Raw genomic sequence first — 26072 nt, 5'->3', positions numbered from 1 at the left:
CTCGAGCTGATGATGCCTAAGCTAGAAATTTTATATTTTCGTATCAATAAAAAAACAGGGTTGCCGTATCGCAACCCTATTTTCTTTACAAATATTTTACAGCGGCATATCCGATCAGCAGCCAAGCAATTAAAAAGGCGACGCCTCCAAACGGAGTAATGGCCCCCAGCGGCTTGATCTGCGTGACGCTCAATACATACAGACTTCCAGAGAACAAAATAATCCCGGCAAGCATCATCCAACCCGCAACTGTTAATTGACCAACGTTCGGCCATTTTGCCAATAAAAACGCGACGACAAATAATCCGACCGTATGGAACATTTGATAATGTACACCTGTTTTCCATATTTCCAAATAACGGTCAGGAATCTTTCCTTCAAGCCCGTGCGCCCCAAACGCACCAAGCGCCACAGCTAAAAACGCGTTGATGGCCCCAAGCAATACAAATGCTTTCATCTACTTTCGTCCCCTCGCTTATAAATTCTACCATTATCATAACGCATTCGCGTCCAAAAGAAAAACCCTTCTGCTTAAGAAGGGCGACATTATCGTTGTTTTAAGTATACTTCCAATACTTGCTTAATTGGCTCAGCCGAATCTTCATCTGTTTTAATGTCGTAATGGTCTCCATTGGCACGAGCAGTCACTTCTGAAAATCCTTGATTACGCAAAAAGTCTTCTAAATCAACAATATCTTCGCTTTAATTCAGCAATGTTTTATAACCGACAAAATCGCCGTTAACATATACTTCGCAACGATCATAGGCTAATTTTATCGGGTGATCCTCTTCGAAAAAACCAAAACTAGAAAAAAATCAAAACGTTCTTGCATATCGTCACCTCCACTTATTGAGCGTTATTCCCTCATCATCATAGATTATCGGAGGTGAACGTCTCCAATTTCTAGAAATCGAACAAAGATGGTCCGTTTGCGTCATCACCGATATCGATTCGTTCTTTTTTTATTTCCGATGAAGTCAACTCTGTGAAAGAAGGAGAAGAAGGAACAGAAATAGAAGTTTCGACTTGACTATCCCCTTCTAAAATGAGATCGCAAAGAATACGAACAGCAGCAATATGTTCGCGAAGATGTTGTACATTGTCCGTTGCATGTGCCTTTTGCACCTCTTTGGTCATTTTCGTTAAAATCGCCGTTACCGATATATCCAAAACGTTTTCACTCCCATCTTTCTTTTTCCGCTGATTCAATGGTATCCTATAGACAGTGACATTTCAAATTGAAAGCGTTTTATTGGAGGGGATACGATGAAAAAAACGTGGTGGAAAGAAGCGGTTGTGTATCAAGTATATTGGCGCAGTTTTTATGATTCAGACGGCGATGGCTACGGCGACTTGCAAGGATTAATCGAAAAACTCGATTATATCAAACATCTGGGCATCGATGTCATCTGGCTCAATCCATGTTATGAATCGCCGGATAAAGATAACGGCTACGACATTTCCAATTACTATACAATCATGGACAAAGCCGGAACGATGAAAGCGTGGGAAACGCTTCTTGACGAAGTACATAAACGCGACATGAAGCTCATTATGGATCTTGTCGTCAATCATACATCCAACAAGCATCCTTGGTTTTTAGAGTCGCGTTCATCAAAAGACAACCCGAAACGCGACTGGTACATTTGGCGCGACAAACCAAACAACTGGCGTTCGTATTTTACCCCATCAGCGTGGGAATACGATGAAACGACAGAACAATATTATTTTCACTCGTTCGCCGTCGAACAACCTGATTTGAATTGGAAAAATCCTGAGGTGCGCGAAGAAATTTATAAAATGATGCGATTTTGGCTTGATAAAGGAATTGACGGATTTCGCTTAGACGCGATCGCGTTACTAGCAAAACCAGAAGGATTCCCGGACGCCGCTAACCCGAATGATATCCGCTATTTAACCAACAACCCTGGCCTTCACGACTATTTGCGCGAAATGAACGAACGAGTATTCAAACATTACGACATTTTTACCGTCGGTGAAGTCGCATTCGCGTCGCCAGAAGAAGGGCTAAAATATGTCGCCGAAGACCGCCATGAACTGCATACACTATTCCATTTTGAAGTATGTGACGAAATGCCAAGCTGGGAACCGCTCCGCTTTAAACAAATTCAAAAACGTTGGTATGAAGCATTATGGGGAAAAGGCTGGAACTCGCAATTTTTAAACAATCATGACCATACACGACAGGTGACGCGCTACGGCAATGACAAAGAGTACCGCCTCGAATCCGCTAAGTTGCTCGGAACAATGCTGCATACATTACCGGGAACGCCATATATTTATCAAGGGGAAGAAATCGGCATGACCGGTGTTCGTTTTTCGTCGATTGACGACTATAACGATATCGCCATGAAAAATAAATACGAAGAAGAAGTCGCGAAAGGACGTGATCCACAAGAAGTGCTCGAAAGCTTGCAGCCATTGAGTCGCGACAACTCACGGACACCGATGCAATGGGACGACAGCCGACACGCTGGGTTTACAACAGGCACACCGTGGATCAAAGTTAATCCAAACTATAAGGATATTAACGTCAAGCAAGCGCTCGAAGATCCAAATTCCGTCTACCATTATTACAGAAAACTCATTCAATTACGAAAAGAGAATCCGGTCATGGTATACGGAACTTTCCGCGATTATACGGAAACAGAGCCGTATATTTATGCTTACACACGCGAACTCGATAGCGAACGCTGGCTCATCGTCTTAAATCATTGTGACCACGCCAATGACTATGAACTTCCTGCACCGCTAGCATCTTACAAACGTGAATTATTGCTCGGCAATTACGAAGATATACAAGAACATGGTGCGGTGTTACACATGCGCCCGCACGAAGCCCGCATTTACAAACTAGTATAACGATGAGACAAGGCTGGCTACTTCACTAGGACAGCCTTGTCCATACATATATGCTTAACTTTTATGTAGCAAACACCGCTTCAGCTTTCCTCATATATTTTCAATTTGCCAATCAATCGGACCGCGACCGACTTTTGTTAGAAATTCATTCGTTTTCGAAAACGGCCGGCTTCCGAAAAAACCGCGTGCCGCGGAAAACGGGCTTGGATGAGGCGCTTCGATAATGTAGTGATGCTTATTTGTAATCAGCTCTTTTTTCGCTTGCGCATGCCGCCCCCATAATATAAATACAACTGGCTCCTGCTTTTCATTGACAAGCTCAATGACACGATCAGTGAAAAATTCCCATCCTTTTCCTTTATGGGAATTTGCCTCGCCTCGTCGCACGGTTAACACCGTATTTAACAATAACACGCCCTGCTTTGCCCATTTAACTAAATAACCGTTATTCGGAATATAGCAACCTACATCATCATGCAGCTCTTTAAAAATATTGAGCAGCGACGGCGGCAAAGGAACACCCGGTTTGACGGAAAAGCTTAAGCCGTGCGCCTGATTTGGACCGTGATACGGGTCTTGCCCTAAAATAACGACTTTCACTTGTTCATATGGCGTATAATGAAGCGCATTAAAGATGTCATACATATCAGGATAAATTGTTCTTGTTCGATATTCTTCTTTTAAAAATTCTCTTAATTTTAAATAATACGGCTTCTGAAACTCCTCTTCTAATAAAGGTGCCCAATCATTTTTTAAAATAGCCATATACAAAACCCCTATTTTGTAGATTGACATTCATCATTAATGTACCACAAGAACACCTCCTATAAACAAATAAAACGGTGCAGAAAAAACACTTTCTGCACCGTTTCTTATTAAAATTGAATTTTCTCTTCTAAGAAGTTTTTCAATTCTGCGATTGGGACGCGCGTCTGTTCCATCGTGTCGCGATCGCGCACCGTGACCATGCCGTCTTCTTCAGAATCAAAGTCATACGTAATACAAAATGGAGTGCCGATTTCATCTTGACGGCGATAGCGTTTGCCGATCGAACCGGACTCATCATAATCAACCATAAAATGTTTCGCTAAATCCTCAAAAATTTTGCGCGCTCCGTCCGAGAGCTTTTTCGATAACGGGAACACAGCTGCTTTATAAGGCGCAAGCGCTGGATGTAAGCGCATGACCGTACGCGTCGTACCATCCTCGAGCTGCTCTTCCTCGTACGAATCAATCATGAACGCAAGCGTGACGCGGTCTGCCCCAAGCGACGGCTCAATGCAGTAAGGAATGTAACGTTCATTCGTTTCTTGGTCAATATAATGGAAATCCTCTCCTGAATGCTCCATATGTTGTTTTAAATCATAGTCCGTACGAGAGGCAATGCCCCATAGCTCTCCCCATCCAAACGGGAATTTATACTCGATATCTGTTGTCGCGTTGCTGTAGTGCGACAATTCTTCTTTCGAGTGGTCACGAAGACGGATGCTGTCGCGTTTCATTCCTAAGGTCAACAGCCATTGTTCACAAAATTGTTTCCAGTAATCAAACCATTTTAACTCCTCACCAGGTTTGCAGAAAAACTCCAACTCCATTTGTTCGAATTCACGCGTACGGAACGTAAAGTTACCCGGCGTAATTTCATTGCGGAAGCTTTTGCCAATTTGTGCAATACCGAATGGGAGCTTCTTCCGCATTGTACGTTGGACGTTTTTGAAGTTGACAAAAATTCCTTGTGCCGTTTCCGGGCGAAGATAAATTTCATTTGCACTTGATTCCGTTACGCCTTGGAACGTTTTAAACATTAAATTAAATTGACGAATATTCGTGAAATCTTGACTGCCGCATTCCGGACAAACTATGTTGTGCTCTTTAATGAGCTGTTCCATTTTTTCAAACGGAAGGCCGTCAACAATCATTTCAATGCCTTTCGCTTCTAACGCGTTTTCAATTAATTTGTCGGCGCGATGACGAGCCTTACAGCTTTTACAGTCGATCATCGGGTCATTGAAATTCCCTAAGTGACCAGACGCCTCCCACGTTTTCGGATTCATTAAAATCGCCGCGTCTAAACCAACATTATAAGGAGATTCTTGAACGAATTTTTTCCACCAAGCCCGCTTAATGTTATTTTTTAATTCCGTCCCTAACGGACCGTAATCCCATGTGTTCGCTAAACCACCATAAATTTCCGACCCCGGAAAAATAAAGCCCCGATGCTTCGCATGAGCAACGATTTGCTCCATTGTCACTGTCATCATGTTTCCTCCTCACTCATTTTTTTGAAAAACAAAAACGCTCTCGCCACTAGGCCTTGCGCCTAGGGACGAGAGCGTAACTCCCGCGGTTCCACCCTAGTTGATGTGAAAAAACACTTTTTCACATCCACTTTTCCATGAAAAGCAACTCCGGACTGCCGTTTCATTGACCGTCTTCACCAGGCTTCCACCATCCCCGGCTCGCTGCTAGAAGAGAGGGATCAACTACTATCCATCCATCATCGTCACAGTATATTCGTGTTTTGCTATTTATAATAGCAAAACAGAAAAACACTCGTCAATGCCAACAGTAACTTTCTTACAAAAAAACTGTGTTAAAGTATCTGTTGATTTTTGGTGTCCACGACTGAGCAAAAGTAGCTTGGCAGGTACATCTATTTACCTGCTATTGTACTTTGATTGGTCGAAAGTCACGCGAATGCGCGGCAGGTAAGCGGGAATCTTGACCTTCGGACAGTTAAAAAAGATGGCAAATCACCAAATGTTGTTCAGCGCCCCCTGCAAAAACAACGATCTATTGCTTCGCTAACGAACATAATCGAGAAATCACTGGTTTTCCGTCCCAGATGATTTGGCTTCCCGCTTTTCGCTTCGCCACTTCCGGCTCTTGAAGAAGCAACCAAAAGTTTTTCGTCGGCAATGGCCCAAGCCCGTGTTTTTCACTTAATCGGTTCAAATACATTTGCCGCTTGTCGCTCATTTGTCGCGACAAATGATCCCCCTCCTGCGAAAAAGCATACAATACGCTCGCCGCAGCGACTCGCTTGATGCGAAACGTCTCTGACACGCGCAAAAAAAAGTCCCAATCCCAGTAATTGTGCACATGAGGATCAAAATAGCCAAGCGATACATGAATGTCTTTTCGATACAAACTCCCAGATGGAACATACGTCGAAAATTTTCGCATCGCTGCTTTATCATACTCGTATGCAAATAAAAACCGATCCGTCGGTACGCGCTGCCCGTTGTCGACTTTGTAATGAAAAATTTCTACGTCAGAGTAAACAAAGTCTACATCCGTAATTTCCGACACCATTCGTTCCATATGACAAGGCAACAATAAATCGTCATCATCGCAAAGCATGACGAGCTCGCCTTTTGCTGCCTTCACCCCAATATTTCTTGCCTCGACATGTCCGATATTCTTTTCCAAGTGGATGACATTCACTTGTAATTCAGGATACAACGCCACAACCTGTTCAACACGCGCACCGCCATCATTGACAATCACCACTTCAAAATGGCGATATATTTGCCTGCTTAGCGATTCCAGCAACTCCGCAAGCGGATATGACCGATTGTATGTAGGAACGACAACGGAAACAAACGGATTCAAGTCAACATCACCGCCTCTATCCCATCAATTTTCTTTGCCCAAATGTCCGCATCATCTTAGAAAATCCCTCTTCTACAGCTCCTGATGCAAGCATAACGCCAACAACAATAAAGAAAAAGCCGAACCACTGTACAACATGAATGGTTTCTCCTAAAAATAAAGAAGAGGCAACTAGCGAAAAAAATGGTGATAAGTTAATAAAGATGGCTGATTCGGCTGCACCAAGACTGTGGATCGCTCGATTATATATCATTTGGCCTAATCCGGTCGCCAATATCGCCGAGGCTAAAAAAATGAACCAAGTTGTTATTTTCCCTTCTTTTAATCGCAATAAACCGTCCGGCTCGATAAACAAGCTCGCTAAAAATAAAACCACCGACCCAAACAACAGCATCCATCCTGTCAACAATCTCGCATCAATGGTTGCCGCTAATTTTTTAATGAAAATAAAGCTGACTGCCTGTGCCAATACCGCCAGGAAAATAAGCATGTCTCCTAGAGAAACAGCGCCGATTTTCGCAGAGCTATGAGTGACGATAAAAATCACCCCTGCAAAGCCAAAGATAATACCGATAAATTTGGCGGCCCGAAACCGGTCACGCAAAAAAATGAGGGCCAACAGCGCCGTCAACAATGGAGACATCCCTAAAATAATTCCGGCATTAGAAGCAGTTGTTTTTGTTAATCCAGTCGCTAAACAATAATGATGGGCAACGACATTCAATAGCCCTGTCACAAACATCATTAACATTTCTTTAGCGGTCACTTTTCTCCATTGTCCCGCAATGCCCAAAACTAAAAATACCGTAAGAGAAGCGATAAAAATACGAAATGCCGTAATCGTAATCGGTGCAAACGTATAAACCAGTATCTTCACGGCGACAACGTTTGCCCCCCAAAATACCATTACCATAACTAAAGAGAAATACGTAGATAATTTAGACATACGATACAACCTCTTTCACAAAAATAAAAGAGAAGAAGCAATAATACTAAAATTATAGCTCCTTCCCTTATTTGTCAATCAATTATACCAATTCCTGATGTTTCGTTTCTTTTCCTAACGCCCATACAGCAAACGCTCCGATAAAGATGGCGATACAGAAAATCGCAAAAATTGTGGTCATCGCTGTTTTTTGCGCGACGAGATAGCCGACAAGCAGCGGACCAAGAATACCGCCGATTCTCCCAAACGAAGCGGCCATGCCTGCCCCTGTGCCGCGAATAGATGTTGGATATTGTTCCGGGGTATAAGCGTACAATGCGCCCCATGCACCAAGGTTAAAAAACGACAGCAAAACGCCGGATATCATTAATAACGCGAGCGACTCTGCATTTCCAAAAAAGTACGCGCTTACTGCTGTGCCGATTAAATACACCACAAGAACAAATTTTCGACCAGCCCGTTCAATGAGCCATGCCGCGCTAAAATAACCTGGTAATTGCGCAAGCGTCATAATCAACACATACTCGAAACTTTTAATTAAGCTAAACCCTTTCATCACCATGACACTCGGCAGCCATAAAAACATTCCATAGTACGAGAACACGACACAAAACCAAAGCACCCAAAGCATAAGCGTTTCTTTTCGATACGGCGACGACCATACTTTCACGATATTGTTCCATACCGTCTCCTCTTTTTTCACGCTCATAAATCTCGGCGAATCAGGCAAGTTCCAACGTAAGTAAAGCGCATACAACGCCGGAAGCGCCGCTAATATTAGTGCCATCTGCCAGCCGTATTTCGGAATCACAAAATACGAAATAAGTGCCGCTAGTAACCAGCCGCCAGCCCAGAAACTTTCCAACAAAACAACTACCTTGCCGCGCTCCTTTGCCGGCACGCTTTCTGACACAAGTGTAGACGCTACCGGCAATTCGCCGCCTAGCCCCATTCCGACCAAAAATCGCAAAATGAGAAACACCGTTAATGTCGTCGTAAATGCTGATAATCCGCTGCCAACAGAGAACAACAAAAGCGTAACAATAAAAACATTTTTTCTTCCAATTCGGTCCGCCAGAAGTCCAAACAACAGTGCCCCTACTGCCATACCAATCGAATTGACACTGCCAATCCATCCCATTTGTTCAACCGTCAAATTCCAATCTTTTTGTAATGCCGCTATAATAAACGACAACATTCCTACATCCATCGCATCGAACAACCAGCCAAGCCCAGCAATGCCTAATAGCCTTCGGTGCGAAACTTCCTGTTGACTCATGACAACTCCTCCTTTTACAGATGTAAAGACGCTACCTTACATCATTATATTGGCTGCTCTCTGATTATTCAAATAAAAAACAAAGGAGTCTTGACCCCTTTGTTTTATTTTGAAAATACCTCTTGAATTGTATACTCTAATAACTCTTTCATCGTCTCAAACGCCAAAGGTACGTTTAACCGCTCTGTCCATTGATGCGCATCACGCCCAACCGGTCCGACATTCAACACAGGCACATTCAATTTCTTAAGAGCTTCAAGCGGCAAGTCATATCCGCGCTTCCACATCGGCATATTTGCCGTGAGCGCTTGCAAGGAAGAGAATGGTTGCTGCAAGCCGACATAGCTTAGATCAGAAATCCCACCGAAATAATGCTGTTGAACAATTTTTACCCCATGTTTTTTGGAAGCGTGCTGTTGCAAACGCTCAACCACATGTTTCACAAGCGGATCATCACTCGAGTTGACAGCTGGGTAATACGGAGGCGCATAAAATAACACGATCATCGGTGCTAAGTCCTTACAAAGAATCGCTAATCGATCAACGAATTGAATGGTCCGCTCCCGTTCGTCTTTCTTCTTTTTGTTCGTCAATATCGTCTGTTCTAACTGTTCGACTGCCTCAAGTCCGACCATTTCGACCGCCCTATGTCTTAACTCCGCAAATGTCAACACGTTCACAGAAAGCGCCCTCGATGTCGACTTTTCCAGTTGCGCAAAGCGAGTAGCTTGATGGTGATACCGTTCCTCTATCCTCCTTGCTGTGCGTTTCGCGAGTTCGACTAAAGCCCCCGTCATTTCATCCATTGATTTTTGCTGCAAAAACAAATTAAATAACGTAACAGCACGGTGCGGAATTTGAACAGAGTAGTCCTCTTTTAAATCCATTTGAAGCAAGTTTGTCGGCGGCGGGCTGATTTCCTCACCAAACACCTCGCAGAAATCGGTGTTTAACTCAAATTCATTTGTAATTTGCGAAGCCATAAAGTTTGCATTTAGCCCCGCGAGCGGTTCTCCGACATGGGTTTCCTTTCCGTAACAATAAAAGCCTGGCAGCACTTTGCCGATGGAGCCGGTATAGATGTAATTCGTTTGATCTCCCGGATAACGCGTAAACATCGGTTCGGAGTTCAACACTAATTTATACGCCAAACCATATTTCTCCGCCATTTCCAATAACGCCGGCACTGCCGCTCTCATTCCCATCGAGTTCACTTCTTCATCAGGCACGGTCAAAAGCAACAAATTGCCGCTAAATTTACCTGCACATGCCTGTTCAATAAGCGACATATGAAGCGCAAGTCCACTCTTCATATCCATGACACCGCGGCCAAATATCCATTCCCCTTCCTGCAAATCCGCTTGTACTTCTGATGGAAGACGCTCTTGATGTTTATAAAAAAGCTTGGTTAACTCCTCTGGAGAGAACGCCACATCCTTCCACGCCCCGTAATCTTGCACATCAACAACGTCAAAATGACTCACGAGAATAATGGTATCGCGAATATATTCGTTCCTTTTTACAAGCGCTGTTACAAAATAACGACCATCACCGGTCGAATGTAATTGAACTAGCTCATTATTTTCCCGGAAATAATCAAGCTCACTTAATTGCGCCGCCACATATTGCGCAAGTAACACCTCTGCCTTCGACCCGCTTATACTTGGGTATTTCACTAATTTGCCAAGCAGTTGTTTCAATTGTTGCGTCGTTTGCCATTTCATCCGCTTCCCCTCTTTTCACACTTTTCATAATATCCTTACTATTTATTGTAACTATGATCATCTACAAATTGAAGCAAGAAAAAACAGTAATAATAGTAAGGCTCTCACATTTTTTGTTACAATTAAAAAAGCAAATGATCGATTGTTTATTTCCACAAACGCCATTTAGGAAGTGAGGAGAACGATGTGACGTATCAGGATGACCCGTTCAAAGCGAATTTTGATAGCCTTGAAGAGTTTGCCGATCGAATTAGTGATTTATTACAATGCCCGATTACAATCGAAGATGCCAATCATAGACTCATTGCCTACAGCGCGCACGATGACTATACTGATCCGGCACGCACCGCCACGATCATTAGCCGCCGCGTCCCAGAAAAAGTAATTAATAGCCTATGGAAAAAAGGGGTCATCCCCGCATTATTAAGCAGCATGGAGCCTGTTCGTGTCGAAACGATTTCGGAAGTTGGCCTCGGCAACCGCGTTGCGGTATCCATTTGGAAAAATAATGAAGTCATCGGGTTTATTTGGGCGTTAGAGGCAGACCGAACGTTGTCAAAAGACGATATGGAATTGTTGAAAAAAGCGGCCAAAGCAGCGAAAAATAAAGTATTGCAGCTGTATATGCGCAAAAATAAAAGAGAAGAGCGGGTGCAAGAATTTTTTTGGAAGCTATTGACCGGTCATATTACCGCCAATGAAGAAATTAAGGAAAATTTTGCGATGATGCAAATTCCAACTGCTCCGCTATTTTCCGTACTCATCTTTCGTTTCGCCAGCGATATCACAAACGACATTGAAAAACAAATTTCGTACATTTTACAAACGACACAGCAAATTCACGTGCTCCTTTACACAGTCGACCGTCACGATTTTATTTTACTGGCCGCTCCTAAATCGACCTTACAGCCATTGCATGAACTCAATCAATTTATCATATCGTTTGGGACGAAGATGAAAGAGCGCTTTCACGTCAACAGTATCAAAAGCAGCTTTGGTGGTATTTACGAAACGTATGAACATATCGAAAAAAGCTATAAAGAAGCGCTAACCGTATTAGCGATAAAAGAAAAATTTCCGGAACAAACTTCCACCATTTATAGTTATCAACAATTAGGCATTTACCAATTTTTTGACTTACTTTTAGAGAAAAAACGCCAAGGTGAATTTATCAATTCCTCTCTCTTGAAATTACAAGCGTATGACGAAAAGCATCATACGAATCTCGTGGAAACATTTGAAGTCTTTTTTGACCACGACAGCAACGTGAACGAAACAGCAAAAGCGTTGAATATTCACGCTAATACCCTTTCTTATCGTCTCAAACGCATCGCAGAAATTGGGGAAATCAACTTACACGATATCAATCAAAAAGTAAAACTTTACATTGATATTAAACTTGCTAAATACGAAGCGCTGCATTAATTTTGTGGAAATCCACAAAATGAGGCCGCTTCTTTTTTTCTTCTAAACAAAGAAAAAACGCGTGAAACCGTTTATACTGCAAGTAAGGACATATACAAGGGAGGAACTCAACCAATGATTATTGGTGTACCAAAGGAAATCAAAAATAACGAAAATCGTGTAGCGATCACTCCTGCAGGCGTAATGTCTTTCGTTCATGCAGGTCATCAAGTTATTATTGAAAAAGATGCCGGTGTTGGAAGCGGTTTCACAAATGAAGATTACACAAGCGCTGGAGCGCAAATCATCGACAACGCCGCAGACGTATGGGCACAAGCAGATATGGTCATGAAAGTAAAAGAGCCATTACCAAGCGAATACGACTATTTCCGTCCGGGATTAATTTTATTCACTTACTTACACCTTGCGGCGGAACCAGAGTTGACTCGCGCGTTAAAAGAGAAAGGCGTCATTGCCATCGCTTATGAAACAGTACAAGTCGGCCGCACTCTTCCACTTCTTACGCCAATGAGCGAAGTAGCGGGAAGAATGGCAGCACAAATCGGTGCACAATTCCTTGAAAAACCAAAAGGCGGAAAAGGCATTCTCCTCGGCGGTGTTCCAGGAGTAAGCCGCGGAAAAGTAACAATTATCGGCGGCGGTGTCGTTGGAACAAACGCAGCGAAAGTCGCAATCGGTTTAGGGGCAGATGTAACGATCATCGACTTGAGTGCTGACCGTCTTCGTGAATTAGACGATATTTTCGGTAACCAAATTACGACATTAATGTCTAACCCAATGAACATCGCTCAAGCGGTAGCAGAGTCTGATCTTGTCATCGGCGCTGTCTTAATCCCAGGAGCAAAAGCACCAAAACTTGTAACAGAAGATATGGTCAAAGCAATGAAACCAGGTTCTGTCATCGTTGACGTCGCTATCGACCAAGGCGGAATCGTCGAAACAAGCGATCATGTCACGACTCACGACAACCCAACTTACGTCAAACATGGCGTCGTTCACTATGCTGTGGCGAACATGCCTGGAGCTGTACCAAGAACATCGACAATCGCGTTAACAAACGTAACGATTCCATATGCGCTACAAATCGCTAACAAAGGCGTTCATCAAGCAATCGCTGACAATCCGGCATTAAAACTCGGCGCAAACGTGGTCAACGGCGAAATCACATACGAAGCCGTCGCTCGCGATCTCGGCTACGAATACGTTCCAGTCGAACAGGCGTTAGAAAAACAGTTGACTACTCATTAATCCTGTCGCGCTGGTGCTGCGTACTCTCGCAGTGCCAGCTTTTTTATATTGGTAAAATGGTAAAGTCGTGTAAAATAGTGAATAGGACTTATTACTGATATAATTAGGGGGAATCCATGATGACCATGTACAAAGCATTAACGATCGCCGGCTCTGACAGCAGCGGTGGCGCAGGAATTCAGGCAGATTTAAAAACGTTTCAAGAACGCGGCGTATACGGAATGACCGCATTAACGACAATTGTCGCGATGGACCCGCATAACAACTGGTTCCATCAAGTGTTTCCAATTGATCTGGCAACCATTGAAGCGCAACTTGAAACGATTATTGTCGGCGTTGGCGTCCATGCGATGAAAACAGGCATGCTTCCAACGACCGATATTATCGAACTAGCCGCAAAAACAATCGAAAAGCATAACTTGACGAATGTCGTTGTCGATCCTGTCATGGTATGTAAAGGAGCGGATGAGGCTCTACACCCAGAAAATACGGTGTGCTATCGCGAAGTGCTCGTACCGAAAGCCACTGTTGTGACACCAAACTTATTTGAAGCTGCACAATTGAGCGGACAAGCACCGATTCGAAGCATCGACGAAATGAAAGAAGCGGCAGCGAAAATTCATGAACTTGGCGCCAAATATGTCCTTGTCAAAGGCGGCAGTAAAATCCCTCATGAAAAAGCTGTCGACGTCTTATATGATGGCGAAACTTTTGAGCTGCTTGAATCTGACCGCATTGATACAACATACACTCACGGTGCAGGCTGTACGTACTCCGCTGCGATTACAGCGGAACTTGCAAAAGGGAAACCTGTCAAAGAAGCGATCGCTACAGCCAAAGCGTTCATTACTGAAGCGATCCGCCATTCATTCCCGCTCAACCAATACGTCGGGCCAACGAACCATGCCGCTTACCGTTTGTATAAGGAACAATAAGGCAGAATGATACATTCTGCCTTATTGTTTTTGATTGAAAATGATTTTATTTATGAGAGGAATTTTTTAACTGAAAGCGAAAATCCTAAAAAGATAGAATTTTTCAGACTATCTCCAATAGTAGTGCAGTAATGATTATTATTTTTCCGTTTCATTCTCTGGTAAAAACGCAAAAAGAGAGAAATCAATCCTTAACGGGAATTGAGCCTTTAGAGAAAAACGCTCCCGTTAATCATGCTGGAGCTAATTTTTTAACGGCACAATGACCGGCGCCGATTTTGCCGCTGTAAAACTTTGATATCCATTATTTTTCTAAACAATAACAAACCAAAAACGCGACGAATAGTTAATTTTATGATAATATACGTTCTACATAAATAACTTGAAAAAGGAAGTGTGAAACCATTGCGTGTGTCAGCCGTTCAATATCACCTTCATACGATTCATTCTTACCAAGAGTTTGTTGACCAAGTTACCCATTACGTGAAAACAGCACAAGAGTTCGAGACCGAATTTGTCCTTTTTCCTGAATTTATAACAACTCAATTGTTATCCATTCCAACGAAAAAGAACCAAGCACCGACAATCGACGACTTGCCGAATTATACGGAACCATATTACGAGCTATTTACCTCGCTAGCGAAGCAAACCGGCATGTACCTCATCGGTGGAACGCATGTCATTCGCAAAGATGGAAAACTGTACAACGTCGCTCATTTGTTTACACCTGACGGACTCATTCACCAACAAGCAAAGCTGCATATTACGCCAACAGAAGTTAAAGAATGGGGAATTACGCCAGGGGAAAGCATCAATGTGTTTGAAACAGAAAAAGGAACAATCGCTTTACTCACATGTTATGATATTGAATTTCCTGAAGTAGTCAGAATCGTACGTGCCAAAGGAGCTGACGTCATCTTCTGCCCATCTTGTACCGACGATCGCCATGGCTTCCATCGCGTACGGTATTGCTGTCATGCCCGTGCCGTCGAAAATCAAGTGTATGTTGTCACGACAGGTACCGTCGGTTCGCTACCAACTGTTGATTTTATGCGCGCCAACTTCGGTCAAGCCGCAGTCATTACTCCGAACGACATCCCATTTCCGCCACGCGGCATTTTAGTCGAAGGAGAAATCAACGACGACATGATCGTCACAGCCGACTTAGACTTGTCCCTCTTATATAAAGTGAGGGAAAAAGGCTCTGTTACGACATGGCGCGACCGCCGTACCGACTTGTATCCGGATTGGAAATAAAAGATTGTAGAATAACATCCTAATTTATTTATATAAATTCCAGCTTGTCGACTTTGCCGGCAAGCTGGAAGGAATAACATTTATTCCTCTTTTCATACATCTAAATAAATAAATAAATAATAACCATTGTATGAAGGTATATAAGGGTTGTTATATTAATAAATTTAATACTCTTAAGATATTTCGATTAAGAAAACAATGGGAACACTAGTAAAGGATGAAAAAGAGGTCTCTCTAGACATATTTCTATTCAATCAACATTTGATGATGAATGATTAAGACTAAATAGATGGTTTATACAATAGAAATGTGGAAAACGAATGACTTTAGTGGCATGCTTTAAACCTCTAATCAGGCCAGCAGCCAAACGCTCATCTCAGAAGCTCCTGTCACGGCAAACCCTAAAGTCCTTCTCCCGAGCATATAACTCCGAAAGATTCGACATACACTTATATGTCCAATAATCAATAAACAACATCCCCATCATATAAATAGCCACAGAAACAAATACCAAGAGATTCTCCTCACCCTTTGTTGTCTTGTTATTTTTCAAAATTGACATCATAACGAAAGAATATTATTTATGCAATAGTAATTATATTTTTCCAACTATTATAAAACATGATGCTTAATAGGCAATAACATTAAACGCCAATTAATTTAATATAATTAATAACCTTCTGCCTCAATTACGTTATTTTATAAAAATGTATTATTTGTTATTTTTTGAATGTTCTATACATATATAAATAATAGCTATAAATAAATATATAATAGAGGATTTATATGCATATATCAATTATTCCAAAATATTCAAATAATTATTTTTATAAATACTATTGCATAAAATAAAAAATACTGATAGTATGTAATCGTCCATGAACAAAGGGTATAACAAAGGGGGATTATAATGATAAAAAAAGGTGTCATTGTTGCTGTTTTTTTCTCTTTATTTATGGCATTAGCTGGATGCGGAAAATCAGCGGAACCAACTTCCTCAGCAGGGGATGCGAAGAAAAAAGTTATTGTTGGAACAGATGCTTCATTCGCTCCGTTTGAGTATATGGATAAAGGAAAAATCGTTGGTTTTGACGTTGATTTATTAGATGCAGTCATGAAAGAAGCTGGATTAGACTACGACTTAAAAAATATCGGCTGGGATCCTTTATTCGCAGCAGTGCAGCAAGGGAAAGAAGTAAATTTAGCAATTTCCGGTATTACAATCAACGATGATCGAAAACAAACGTATGATTTCTCCGTTCCTTACTTTGAATCTACTCATATGATTCTTGTGAAAGAAGACAGCCCTATCAAAAACGCGCTTGATTTAAAAGGAAAAGTCGTTGGCGTGCAAAACGGAACAACCGGACAAGCTGCTGTTGAAAAATTGCTTGGTAAAGAAAATAAAAATATTAAAAAATTCGAAAATACGGTTGTCGCCATTATGGACCTTTTAAACGGGGGCGTAGAAGCAGTTGTCACAGACAACGCGGTAGCGAACGAATATGTAAAAAACAATCCTGATAAAAAATTAAAAACCATTGAAGACCCAACGAACTTTGAATCTGAATTTTATGGACTCATGTTCCCAAAAGGAAGCGAATTAAAACCGAAAATTGACGAAGCAATTAAAAAAGTGATCGACAGTGGCAAATACGCAGAAATTTACAAGAAATGGTTTGGTCATGAACCAAACGTAGATAACTTAACCAAACAGCAATAACATACATGTGAAAAATTGCGTAACTATCAATCGCTAGTTACGCAATTTTTATAAGAAAGGTGAGGAGAATGGACTTTCGTTTTGACATTATAAAAGAATACGCCCCATTTTTCCTGCAAGGCGTTTTATTAACGATCGGTTTATCTATCATTGCCATTATTGCGGGCTCTATTCTCGGACTTGCGATCGGGCTTGGCAAAATGTCAACAAAGCGGTTCGTCCGCCTGCCGCTTGAATGGTATATTAACTTTTTCCGAGGAACCCCTCTATTGGTACAAATGTTACTCGTTCACCTCGGGTTAATGCCTCTTCTATTTAGCCAACCGAGTGCAACTGTTTCACTGGCTGTATCTTTATCATTAAACTCTGCCGCTTATGTTGCGGAAATTTTCCGCGCAGGAATTCAATCGATTGATAAAGGGCAAATGGAAGCGGCCCGTTCGCTTGGAATGACCCACACTCAAGCAATGCGCTATGTCATTTTACCACAAGCGTTAAAGCGAATGATTCCGCCATTTACAAACGAATTTATCGTATTAATTAAAGATTCTTCTCTCGGTGCGGTCATTGCTGCTCCCGAGCTTATGTATTGGGGAAAAGCGGCACAAGGACAATATTATCGCGTTTGGGAACCGTATTTAACAGTCGCATTCATTTATTTACTTCTTACCCTTTCCCTCAGTAAACTACTACACTATTTGGAAAGGAAGTATTCGAACCAATGATTAAAGTTACGAATTTAAAAAAATCATTCGGCGATTTGCAAGTGTTAAAAGGAATTGATGCCCATATTCAGGAACGAGAAATGGTTGTTATTATCGGACCATCCGGCTCAGGGAAATCAACATTTTTGCGCTGCTTAAACCTTCTTGAAGATTTCGATGATGGAGACATTATTATCAATGGATTTCATTTAAAAGACAAAAATACCGACATTAATAAAGTACGTGAAGAAGTAGGAATGGTATTTCAGCGCTTTAACTTATTTCCACACATGACTGTACTTGATAACATTACATTAGCTCCCGTAAAAGTACGAAAGTGGCCGATCGAAAAAGCAAAAGAAAAAGCCATGGAGCTGCTAAAAAAGGTTGGTCTTCAAGATAAAGCCAACATCTACCCTGACTCGCTATCCGGCGGACAAGCACAACGTGTCGCCATCGCCCGAGCACTGGCAATGGAGCCGAAAGTGATGTTATTTGACGAACCGACTTCGGCCTTGGACCCAGAAATGGTCGGCGAAGTGTTAGCCGTCATGAAACAACTGGCGAACGAAGGAATGACAATGGTCGTTGTAACACATGAAATGGGCTTTGCTCGCGAAGTCGGTGACCGTGTCATTTTTATGGACGGCGGCTACATCGTTGAAGAAGGGACACCAAGTGAAATTTTCGACAATCCAAAACACGAACGGACAAAATCGTTTCTGTCAAAAGTATTGTAATAAAAAGTAAAAGCCCTTTTTATAGAAAAGGGCTTTTTCACTCTTAATTTGTTAATCTGTAAGTGACAGATGACGACAACTGTTTCAATTCCTCTCCTAAAAACTTCGCCACTTCAAGCATACCGAACTTCCCGGCACGTGCTTCGGCTTCCGAGTTATAGTTCGTATTGGTGTTCACGTCATAAGTAAAAATGTCACCGTTTCGATCGCGAATAAACTCAATGCCAGCAATATGAATATCATTCGCGCGCAAAAACTGCTCATATTTTTCAATGATCGGGTCTGAAAAATCGTCGATAATTTCAAATTTTGGACGAGCCGCTGTTTCTCCAACCGGACAAAATAAATCGCCAATTTGGCACGCATCGGCTGGGCAAAGTTCAAACCCTTCTGATGTATCTACTCTTACGGCATAGACAAATTTCCCGCCGACAAACTCACAGCGAGTAATAAACGGCTCAGGAGCTTGGATGTATTCCTGAACGAGCGTAATTCCATCAACAGAATCTTCAAATGCAGTGCTTTCTACATATTGTTGTAACGCCTCAACCGAGTGGAACAATTGCACCCCAAGTCCTTTTCCAGCACGGTTGTGCTTTGTAATAAATGAAGCAGAACCAAGTTGTTTTGCTGCTTCAATAATTTGTTTCTTGCCAACAGCGGCAATCGTCTTCGGCGTTCGAATCCCATGAACATTCAACGCCATATATTGATTTACTTTACTTACCTCTAACCGCAACGCCCGGCTTCCGTTCAGCACTCTGCGCCCATGTCGTTCAAGCCAAGAAAGCACAGCTTCCGTCAGTTCAGGTGCAAAACGGTGATCCCGCGTATGCGAAGAAGCGCTCATTCGGCTATAAAATACTCCCTCTGGCGGTATAACTGATAAATCAACAATTCCTTCATCTAAAAACCATTCTTCATAAGGCAAATCTAATTCTTCCAATCGTCTCGTTAAATGAATTGTCCATTCGCGGTTTTCATGGATAATATAAATCTTACTCATCTTATTTTCCTCCTTTGATTGCCGATAATTGTCTCCGTTCCTCTACTAAAGGCATCACTTGCTTTGCGAACCGCTCCATCTCCTCTAGCTGCGGAGAGAATTGTAAAAGCAATAAATCAACTCCCGCTTCTTCATAAGCTAAAATGCGCTCGGCAATTTGTTCTGGCGTTCCGACGAAATTCGGGCGCAACCCGCGGTTAGATACAGAGTAATCTTGTAGTTTCACTTGCAATTCAAGCTGCGATTTGCTGACAAAATCGTTGTATCCCGCATAACCGCTTGATTGTTTCACATCAGTAATGCGCTCTAATTCGGCGAGAGCCTCCTCTTCGCTGTCGCGGCAAATGACGAATGCAGCCATTCCAAATGACCGGAACGGCGCTTTTCCTGCATCCGCACGTCTCTTTTTCATATCGGCAATCTTTTTTGCAATTTCCTCCACTGTCCCTCCATGCATAACATATGCGTCACAATGCTCAACAATCGCCTGCTTGCCTCGCTCACTTTCACCGCCGGCATACAAAATGGGATATGGTTTTTGAACCGGCTTTGGCGCCAAATGAGCATTTTGCACCTCATAAAATTTCCCGCGGAAATGGAATACCTCTTCTGTCCACATCCCTTTTAACACTTGAACAAACTCTTCTGTACGATCATAACGCTCATCATGCGCCGTAAAAATGCCCCCATATTGGCGTGCTTCTTCTTCCCACCAAGCAGACACAACGTTTAGCGTAAATCGTCCATTGCTAATATGATCAATATTCGCAGCCATTTTCGCCGTCACTGCCGGATTATGAAATCCCGGTCGTACTGCTGTCATAATTTCAATTTTTTCCGTTACCGCTGCTAATGCCGCAGCCGTTGACCATGCTTCGAGTGAATCATGTTCAGGACCTTTAATATCATTTAAGTATAACTCGGCAATCAACGTCGTACTATAACCCCATGTTTCCGCTGCTTGAATGACTTTTTTCGCATATTCAAATGTCGCTGGCATTTGCTCATTTTCGACGTTTCGCAACCATCCGCCGAAAATAGGCATCCAAAAACCGTATCTCATTTTACTCTCCCCCTCTACTACTCTATAAAAATAAAAACTTCTTCGATAAGAAGAAGTTTGTTCATCGCTTCATCTTATCTTTCAGAACAAACGGTTCTGCTGGAATTAGCACCTTTCTGACCAATGTCAGCGGTTGCTGGGCTTCATAGGGCCATTCCCTCTGCCTCTCTTGATAAGACTTTCCCTATTAAATTACAGTAATCCTACCACAAAACTATGTTTTGAGTCAATATATTTAAAGCTGGCTTTCCTAAAATGGAAAACCAGCTTTATTATTACACTACAAACCACATTACCCAAATTGAACCAATCACAATAACAATCGCGATAAAAAAGGCATATGCCATGTTAATCGTTTGGATTTTCCCGCTATCACTTTCTGTCATATGCATAAACATAAACAACTGCAAACTCGCTTGCAACATTGCCAGTATCACAATAATGCCAATAATCAATTTCGTCGCTAATCCCGATGACAATACGACCCATAATGCCGCGAACGTTAACACAAGGGATAAAACGAATCCAATAACATGTTTCCAAGGAAATGTTTCATGGTGATCGTTCGTTGCCATCTTATATCACCATCCCTGTCAAGTAAACTAGCGTAAAGATGAAAATCCATACAACGTCAAGGAAATGCCAATACAAACTAACAATGAACACTTTTCGCGCTGTTCGCGGCGTAAAACCACGTTGGAGAAGTTGAATAATAATTAAAATCATCCAACCAATTCCAAGACTCACGTGCGCCCCGTGCGTACCGACAAGCACGAAAAAGCTCGAAAGAAATGCGCTCGTCTGAATCGTCGCGCCTTCATGGACGTAATCAATAAACTCTCTAATTTCAAACGTAATAAACCCTGCTCCTAAAAGAAGGGTGATAATCAGCCACGTCAGCAATCCTTTTAAACGGTTGCGGCGCATTTCATGAATTGCAAGCCCACAAGTGAAGCTGCTCGTTAACAGAAGAAGAGTTTCAATCATTACTTCTTTTACTTTAAACAGCTCCATAGCTGTTGGACCGTGGCCTGTGCGTTGAAATAATACGAGATAAGTGGCAAACAGGGTCGCAAAGAGCGCGACCTCTGCGCCAAGGAAAATCCAGAATCCTAAAATATTCAGGCGGCTTTCCTCTGTCCGATATTCTAACGGCATTTTTTCATCATAATGATGAGCAACTTCTGCCATTGTTACGCCCCCTTCCGTGCCAAACGCTCGGTGCGTTTAATCTCATCCACACTAATGTAGTAACCATCATCATCATCAAACGAGCGAAGAATTAAACCAAGTATAATAAATATCGTCGCAATAATCGCCATTGTATACCATTCAAACACAAGGCCGAATCCCGCAAAGAAAAAGGCAATCGAAATGAGGAACGGTCGACCAGAATTGCTTGGCATATGAATCGGTTTCAATTTCTCTTCGTCGATTTCTAGACCTTTTCCTGTTTTTTTCATGACCCAATATGCATCTAAATCAGTGACTTCTGGAATAATCGCAAAGTTATAATGTGCAACTGGTGAAGATGTCGCCCATTCGAGCGTACGACCATCCCATGGGTCCCCTGTCATGTCGCGCTCGCCGTAACGCGCGCTGTAATAAATGTTATAGCATAACACAATAAAGCCAATGCCCATTAAAGCGGCGCCCACTGTCGCGACAACGTTAAGCGGAGTCCAACCAAGTCCCGCAGAATAGGTATACATGCGTCGCGTCATTCCCATTAATCCTAAGAAATACATTGGGAAGAAGCAGATATTAAAGCCGATCATAAATAGCCAGAACGTCCATTTTCCTAAACGCTCGTTTAAAATATGACCGAACATTTTCGGATACCAGTAATGAAGTCCGGCAAAACAAGCGAACACCGTACCTGCAATTAATACATAATGGAAATGGGCAATTAAGAAATAACTGTTATGATATTGATAATCCGCCGCCGCCATCGCCAGCATCACCCCAGTAACTCCACCGATGACGAAGTTCGGAATAAACGCCAATGACCAAAGCATGGCTGTTGTAAAGCGAATTTTCCCTTTCCGAAGCGTAAATAGCCAGTTGAAAATTTTTACGCCTGTCGGAATCGCAATCGCCATCGTTGTAATCGAGAAGAACGAGTTCACCGCAGCTCCTGCGCCCATCGTAAAGAAGTGGTGCACCCATACAAGAAAGCTTAAAAAGGCGATTCCTACAATCGAAAATACCATTGCTTTATAACCAAACAGACGTTTGCGCGCAAACGTACTAACAACTTCAGAGAAAATCCCGAATGCTGGTAAAACGACGATATATACTTCAGGGTGACCCCAAATCCAGAACAAGTTCGCCCAAAGCATTGACATACCGCCATTTGCCATTGTAAAGAATTGCGTATCAAATAAACGGTCAAATGTCATAAGTGCTAACGCAACCGTGAACACCGGGAACGCAAAAATGATAATGACACATGTAATTAAAATCGTCCATGTAAACATTGGCATGCGCATTAACGTCATTCCTGGCGCACGCATTTTTAAAATGGTGACTAAGAAGTTAATCCCTGTCATTAATGTACCAATACCGGAAATTTGCAAGGCAACCGCGTAATAGTTGTTCCCTACCCCCGGACTAAACTCTTTGCTGGCAAGCGGGAAGTAAGATGTCCATCCGGCATCCGGAGAACCACCAATAACGAATGCAATATTGAACAACATCGCACCAACGAAAAATAACCAGAAACTTAACGCATTTAAATAAGGATAAGCAACATCTCGTGCACCAATTTGTAGCGGCACGACAATATTCATTAACCCAATAATAAACGGCATCGCCATGAATATAATCATGATCGTACCATGGGTTGTGAAAATTTCGTTATAATGCTGAGAATCGAGAAATTTCATATTTGGCACTGTTAGTTGCGCGCGCATTAATAACGCATCGACACCGCCGCGGAATAACATCAATACCGCGGAAATAATATACATAACACCAATCTTTTTATGATCAACAGTTGTTAACCATTCATTCCAAAGCCATTTCCATTTTTTAAAATACGTAAGCACGAAAACAATTCCAATCGCTGTCAGTACAATCGAGACATCAGCGGCATAAATAAGCGGCTCGCCTGTTACGAAAAATTCGCTCCACTTCATGCGCACATTCCTCCTTCCACACGCTGCTTATAATGGATAGCAATCGACTGAAAACCATTAATGCCTATGACCATGATGTTCTTTCTCTTTTTCATGGCCCATACTCATATGATGACTATTTTGTTTCGCATACGTCTTCTTCAAGGCTCATACTCATATGATCATGACTATTTTGTTCCGCATGATCAATCCATTCAAGATGAGTATTGGAAAACGTCATTCGACCGACAAGTCCAGGCTTTAAAATATTCGCATATTTTCCCTTATTTAACTTTGGTGCCGTCCGTTGTACCTCTTTTACCCATTTTTCAAAGTCATCTTTTGTTTGTGCAACGACTTCAAATTCCATATGCGTAAAGCCTTTACCAGAGAAGTTCGCACTTCGCCCCATATACGAGCCAGGATGATCAGCTTGAAGAATCAACTCTGTTTCCATGCTATCCATCGCATACTTTTGTCCACCTAGCTCCGGTACCCAAAATGAGTTCATTGGACCGACCGATGTTAACTTAAATTTTACTGGAACATCTTCTGGAATATTGACATAGTTCACTGTTTCGATGTTTTGTTCTGGGTAACTAAAAATCCATTTCCAGTTTGCCGCCGTCACATGGATTGTTAGCGGCTTTACATCCTTTTGAGTTGGCTTTTCAAGCGCAAACGTTGTTTTCACCGTTGGAATCGCCAGCGCCGTAACAATTAAAATCGGAATAGCCGTCCACACGATTTCCAATAACGTGTTTCCTTCCTCTTCAGGCGGCTCATAATCAGCATTTTCTGGCTTTTCGCGATAACGGATAAGAACAATCGTAAATAACACAAAAACAACAATAATAATGAAAGCCATAAAACCACACGACCAAACAATTAACTCATATTGACTTTTGGCAACAGGACCTTTTGGATGTAAAACAACCATGTTTTCGCTGCATCCACTTAGAAACAATAGTAACGATAATGGAAGCAATGAAAACCATTTCCACACCTTATTTTTCACTTGCTGCATAGGTGCGCTTCCTCCTTCATGCTCATTTACGAAGTAACATTAACACACGAATCCAAACCATTATTATATTTTCTAACATATCAAAAGTAAAAATGTTTGGAATCAGATTGAGAAAAAGTTCACAATTCGGAAAAACATTTGTCACAATATGTTCACGAATTGTTCATGAAATGTTCATTTGTATGTATAAAACATACAATCATACCAAGAAACAACTCAAATAAAAAAATTGACCTTCTCATCGCAACATGAGAAGATCAATAGGATCGTCCAAGACGTTCTTCCATCATTTTTCGAATGCGCGGCTGAAGCGTTTGCCACATCCATTTTTCATAAAGCTCTTTTTTCTCAGCGAATGTTAAATAATACGTTTCACCTGCTTGCTTGCGCGCCCGCTCGGTGACATCGTACAACGTAAGAGCCGCCGCAACCGATATATTAAAACTTTGCACAAAGCCGTACATCGGAATGATAAAGGTTCCATCCGACAAATGAACCGCCTCTTCCGAAACACCGCGGTGCTCATTCCCAAATAAGAGTGCGGTAGGTCGCGACAGATCGATGTCGTGAAGCGGAACCGTTCCTTCTCCTAGATAACTCGCTAACACTTGATATCCATTCGCTTGCAACTCCTTAATAGCAGTCACAATATCCCGCTTTTGATGAAGCGTCAGCCACTTGTCGGCATGTCGCGTCACAAACGGATTCGGCTGAAACGGCGCCTGCCCTGTGACGACATACACATCTTGCAATCCAAACGCCTCCGCCGTGCGCAATACCGCTGCTTGATTGTGCGGATCATCTACCGCCTCTGTTAACACGGTAATATAACGAGTGCGTTGATTCAACACATCATACATCCGTTTCAAACGCTCTGGAACAATCATTTCCCAAATTGGGCGATTTTCTTCCGTTAATAGTCCTTCGTGCTGCAACTGTTCAATGAACGTTTTTGCCTCTTGTTCGTTCATTGCAACCTCCTTCGTTCCATCATATTTGCCTAGAGCGAATTCCATTGTACAAAATTTCAGGAGGGTGGGCAAATGACTCACTTCTGGTGATATCCAAGCAAAAAAGAGAGAACTTCCTTCTTTTCTTTGGAGTCCTTCAATCATTACATCCAATCCCTCTCACGTACGTTGCTCGTCGACAAGTACATCTTTTCTGAGGACGAACATGAGGGTTTCAACGGTTTGAATAACGTAGCCGAGATGGGGCGATTTGTGCAGCACTTGGAAAGCATTTTGCTCAACGACCAAAGTCCGTGATGCCCTTGAATGAATTCAAAAATTGCTCGGCAACAACGGCGTAAATACGACGCATTCAAGAAGACCCTATACTTCTTGCTTTAATGTTTCAATCCTAATCACTCAGCAA

Annotated in this window: 24 protein-coding genes and 1 riboswitch; of the genes, 8 read left to right on the top strand and 16 right to left on the bottom strand. The window is 42.2% G+C overall.

What is annotated here, in order from left to right:
* Window positions 1-85 precede the first annotated feature (85 nt).
* From HNR31_RS05855 to HNR31_RS05845, 3 genes are all read right to left on the bottom strand, one after another.
* A complete protein-coding gene (locus tag HNR31_RS05855) occupies window positions 86-457 on the bottom strand; it encodes a DUF423 domain-containing protein (RefSeq protein ID WP_181555335.1) in 372 nt (123 codons plus the stop codon).
* Window positions 458-546: 89 nt separating this feature from the next.
* Window positions 547-672 (bottom strand): hypothetical protein, encoded by a 126-nt coding sequence (locus HNR31_RS18595; protein ID WP_258561018.1) that lies wholly within the window; start codon window positions 670-672, stop codon window positions 547-549.
* Window positions 673-904: 232 nt separating this feature from the next.
* A complete protein-coding gene (locus tag HNR31_RS05845; protein WP_181555334.1) occupies window positions 905-1171 on the bottom strand; it encodes a YwdI family protein in 267 nt (88 codons plus the stop codon).
* 96 nt (window positions 1172-1267) lie between these two features.
* Here HNR31_RS05845 and HNR31_RS05840 point away from each other — a divergent pair, with 96 nt between their 5' ends.
* A complete protein-coding gene (locus HNR31_RS05840; RefSeq protein ID WP_181555333.1) occupies window positions 1268-2884 on the top strand; it encodes a glycoside hydrolase family 13 protein in 1617 nt (538 codons plus the stop codon).
* A gap of 90 nt (window positions 2885-2974) precedes the next feature.
* Here HNR31_RS05840 and HNR31_RS05835 read toward each other — a convergent pair whose 3' ends face one another.
* From HNR31_RS05835 to HNR31_RS05810, 6 genes are all read right to left on the bottom strand, one after another.
* Window positions 2975-3649, bottom strand: a complete 675-nt coding sequence (locus HNR31_RS05835; protein WP_181555332.1) for a uracil-DNA glycosylase — start codon at window positions 3647-3649, stop codon at window positions 2975-2977.
* A 110-nt stretch (window positions 3650-3759) separates the two neighbouring features.
* Window positions 3760-5142 carry a glycine--tRNA ligase gene (locus tag HNR31_RS05830; RefSeq protein ID WP_181555331.1) on the bottom strand — a complete coding sequence of 461 codons (1383 nt, stop codon included), beginning with the start codon at window positions 5140-5142 and terminating at the stop codon, window positions 3760-3762.
* Window positions 5143-5677: 535 nt separating this feature from the next.
* Window positions 5678-6499 (bottom strand): glycosyltransferase family 2 protein, encoded by an 822-nt coding sequence (locus HNR31_RS05825; protein WP_181555330.1) that lies wholly within the window; start codon window positions 6497-6499, stop codon window positions 5678-5680.
* A gap of 16 nt (window positions 6500-6515) precedes the next feature.
* Window positions 6516-7445, bottom strand: coding sequence for a DMT family transporter (locus tag HNR31_RS05820; RefSeq protein ID WP_181555329.1), 930 nt, complete (start codon window positions 7443-7445; stop codon window positions 6516-6518).
* 82 nt (window positions 7446-7527) lie between these two features.
* Entirely contained in the window at window positions 7528-8724 is a 1197-nt protein-coding gene (locus tag HNR31_RS05815; RefSeq protein ID WP_181555328.1) for an MFS transporter, read from the bottom strand.
* A gap of 104 nt (window positions 8725-8828) precedes the next feature.
* Window positions 8829-10448 (bottom strand): M20/M25/M40 family metallo-hydrolase, encoded by a 1620-nt coding sequence (locus HNR31_RS05810; protein WP_181555327.1) that lies wholly within the window; start codon window positions 10446-10448, stop codon window positions 8829-8831.
* Window positions 10449-10634: 186 nt separating this feature from the next.
* Here HNR31_RS05810 and HNR31_RS05805 point away from each other — a divergent pair, with 186 nt between their 5' ends.
* From HNR31_RS05805 to HNR31_RS05775, 7 genes are all read left to right on the top strand, one after another.
* Complete coding sequence (locus HNR31_RS05805) at window positions 10635-11873, top strand: PucR family transcriptional regulator (RefSeq protein ID WP_181555326.1); 1239 nt, start codon at window positions 10635-10637, stop codon at window positions 11871-11873.
* A gap of 114 nt (window positions 11874-11987) precedes the next feature.
* The gene (gene ald, locus HNR31_RS05800) at window positions 11988-13121 is read left to right on the top strand and encodes an alanine dehydrogenase (protein ID WP_181555325.1); all 1134 of its coding nucleotides are present in this window, start codon (window positions 11988-11990) and stop codon (window positions 13119-13121) included.
* 119 nt (window positions 13122-13240) lie between these two features.
* Window positions 13241-14056 (top strand): pyridoxine/pyridoxal/pyridoxamine kinase, encoded by an 816-nt coding sequence (gene pdxK, locus HNR31_RS05795; RefSeq protein WP_181555324.1) that lies wholly within the window; start codon window positions 13241-13243, stop codon window positions 14054-14056.
* A gap of 405 nt (window positions 14057-14461) precedes the next feature.
* A complete protein-coding gene (locus tag HNR31_RS05790) occupies window positions 14462-15313 on the top strand; it encodes a carbon-nitrogen hydrolase family protein (RefSeq protein WP_181555525.1) in 852 nt (283 codons plus the stop codon).
* A 910-nt stretch (window positions 15314-16223) separates the two neighbouring features.
* The gene (locus HNR31_RS05785; protein ID WP_181555323.1) at window positions 16224-17036 is read left to right on the top strand and encodes a basic amino acid ABC transporter substrate-binding protein; all 813 of its coding nucleotides are present in this window, start codon (window positions 16224-16226) and stop codon (window positions 17034-17036) included.
* Window positions 17037-17104: 68 nt separating this feature from the next.
* Window positions 17105-17761 (top strand): amino acid ABC transporter permease, encoded by a 657-nt coding sequence (locus HNR31_RS05780; RefSeq protein WP_181555322.1) that lies wholly within the window; start codon window positions 17105-17107, stop codon window positions 17759-17761.
* Window positions 17758-18480, top strand: a complete 723-nt coding sequence (locus tag HNR31_RS05775) for an amino acid ABC transporter ATP-binding protein (RefSeq protein WP_181555321.1) — start codon at window positions 17758-17760, stop codon at window positions 18478-18480. Before HNR31_RS05780 ends, HNR31_RS05775 begins: the two co-directional genes overlap by 4 nt.
* A gap of 43 nt (window positions 18481-18523) precedes the next feature.
* Here the strand turns inward: HNR31_RS05775 and HNR31_RS05770 are convergent, their stop codons facing one another.
* The 7 genes from HNR31_RS05770 to HNR31_RS05740 all read right to left on the bottom strand — a co-directional run bounded on the left by HNR31_RS05770 (window position 18524) and on the right by HNR31_RS05740 (window position 25666).
* Window positions 18524-19486, bottom strand: a complete 963-nt coding sequence (locus HNR31_RS05770; RefSeq protein WP_181555320.1) for an ATP-grasp domain-containing protein — start codon at window positions 19484-19486, stop codon at window positions 18524-18526.
* 1 nt (window position 19487) lies between these two features.
* On the bottom strand, window positions 19488-20549 hold the full coding sequence (locus tag HNR31_RS05765) for an LLM class flavin-dependent oxidoreductase (protein ID WP_181555319.1): 1062 nt from the start codon (window positions 20547-20549) through the stop codon (window positions 19488-19490).
* A 71-nt stretch (window positions 20550-20620) separates the two neighbouring features.
* Window positions 20621-20728, bottom strand: a riboswitch (SAM riboswitch).
* Window positions 20729-20824: 96 nt separating this feature from the next.
* Window positions 20825-21124 (bottom strand): cytochrome aa3 quinol oxidase subunit IV, encoded by a 300-nt coding sequence (gene qoxD, locus HNR31_RS05760; protein ID WP_181555318.1) that lies wholly within the window; start codon window positions 21122-21124, stop codon window positions 20825-20827.
* A 1-nt stretch (window position 21125) separates the two neighbouring features.
* Window positions 21126-21740 carry a cytochrome aa3 quinol oxidase subunit III gene (gene qoxC, locus HNR31_RS05755; RefSeq protein ID WP_181555317.1) on the bottom strand — a complete coding sequence of 205 codons (615 nt, stop codon included), beginning with the start codon at window positions 21738-21740 and terminating at the stop codon, window positions 21126-21128.
* A 2-nt stretch (window positions 21741-21742) separates the two neighbouring features.
* A complete protein-coding gene (gene qoxB / locus HNR31_RS05750) occupies window positions 21743-23689 on the bottom strand; it encodes a cytochrome aa3 quinol oxidase subunit I (RefSeq protein WP_181555316.1) in 1947 nt (648 codons plus the stop codon).
* Window positions 23690-23804: 115 nt separating this feature from the next.
* Complete coding sequence (gene qoxA / locus HNR31_RS05745; RefSeq protein WP_181555315.1) at window positions 23805-24695, bottom strand: cytochrome aa3 quinol oxidase subunit II; 891 nt, start codon at window positions 24693-24695, stop codon at window positions 23805-23807.
* A 257-nt stretch (window positions 24696-24952) separates the two neighbouring features.
* Window positions 24953-25666 carry a TrmH family RNA methyltransferase gene (locus HNR31_RS05740; protein WP_181555314.1) on the bottom strand — a complete coding sequence of 238 codons (714 nt, stop codon included), beginning with the start codon at window positions 25664-25666 and terminating at the stop codon, window positions 24953-24955.
* Window positions 25667-26072 lie beyond the last annotated feature (406 nt).

It is taken from the genome of Thermaerobacillus caldiproteolyticus, assembly GCF_013761245.1.
Lineage (GTDB): Bacteria > Bacillota > Bacilli > Bacillales > Anoxybacillaceae > Thermaerobacillus > Thermaerobacillus caldiproteolyticus.
The sequence above is the reverse complement of the archived record's forward strand: the minus strand, read 5'-3'. Positions and strand labels throughout refer to the sequence as shown.

Bases quoted from the DNA above. Each gene is read 5' to 3' on its own strand.
- HNR31_RS05775 (WP_181555321.1), top strand. From the start codon at position 17,758: ATGATTAAAGTTACGAATTTAAAAAAATCATTCGGCGATTTGCAAGTG.
- qoxD (WP_181555318.1), bottom strand. From the start codon at position 21,124: ATGGCAACGAACGATCACCATGAAACATTTCCTTGGAAACATGTTATT.
- HNR31_RS05810 (WP_181555327.1), bottom strand. From the start codon at position 10,448: ATGAAATGGCAAACGACGCAACAATTGAAACAACTGCTTGGCAAATTA.
- HNR31_RS05765 (WP_181555319.1), bottom strand. From the start codon at position 20,549: ATGAGATACGGTTTTTGGATGCCTATTTTCGGCGGATGGTTGCGAAAC.
- HNR31_RS05780 (WP_181555322.1), top strand. From the start codon at position 17,105: ATGGACTTTCGTTTTGACATTATAAAAGAATACGCCCCATTTTTCCTG.
- pdxK (WP_181555324.1), top strand. From the start codon at position 13,241: ATGACCATGTACAAAGCATTAACGATCGCCGGCTCTGACAGCAGCGGT.
- HNR31_RS05815 (WP_181555328.1), bottom strand. From the start codon at position 8,724: ATGAGTCAACAGGAAGTTTCGCACCGAAGGCTATTAGGCATTGCTGGG.
- qoxA (WP_181555315.1), bottom strand. From the start codon at position 24,695: ATGCAGCAAGTGAAAAATAAGGTGTGGAAATGGTTTTCATTGCTTCCA.
- HNR31_RS05785 (WP_181555323.1), top strand. From the start codon at position 16,224: ATGATAAAAAAAGGTGTCATTGTTGCTGTTTTTTTCTCTTTATTTATG.
- HNR31_RS05855 (WP_181555335.1), bottom strand. From the start codon at position 457: ATGAAAGCATTTGTATTGCTTGGGGCCATCAACGCGTTTTTAGCTGTG.
- HNR31_RS05740 (WP_181555314.1), bottom strand. From the start codon at position 25,666: ATGAACGAACAAGAGGCAAAAACGTTCATTGAACAGTTGCAGCACGAA.
- HNR31_RS05770 (WP_181555320.1), bottom strand. From the start codon at position 19,486: ATGAGTAAGATTTATATTATCCATGAAAACCGCGAATGGACAATTCAT.
- ald (WP_181555325.1), top strand. From the start codon at position 11,988: ATGATTATTGGTGTACCAAAGGAAATCAAAAATAACGAAAATCGTGTA.
- HNR31_RS05820 (WP_181555329.1), bottom strand. From the start codon at position 7,445: ATGTCTAAATTATCTACGTATTTCTCTTTAGTTATGGTAATGGTATTT.
- HNR31_RS05840 (WP_181555333.1), top strand. From the start codon at position 1,268: ATGAAAAAAACGTGGTGGAAAGAAGCGGTTGTGTATCAAGTATATTGG.
- qoxC (WP_181555317.1), bottom strand. From the start codon at position 21,740: ATGGCAGAAGTTGCTCATCATTATGATGAAAAAATGCCGTTAGAATAT.
- qoxB (WP_181555316.1), bottom strand. From the start codon at position 23,689: ATGAAGTGGAGCGAATTTTTCGTAACAGGCGAGCCGCTTATTTATGCC.
- HNR31_RS05835 (WP_181555332.1), bottom strand. From the start codon at position 3,649: ATGGCTATTTTAAAAAATGATTGGGCACCTTTATTAGAAGAGGAGTTT.
- HNR31_RS05830 (WP_181555331.1), bottom strand. From the start codon at position 5,142: ATGACAGTGACAATGGAGCAAATCGTTGCTCATGCGAAGCATCGGGGC.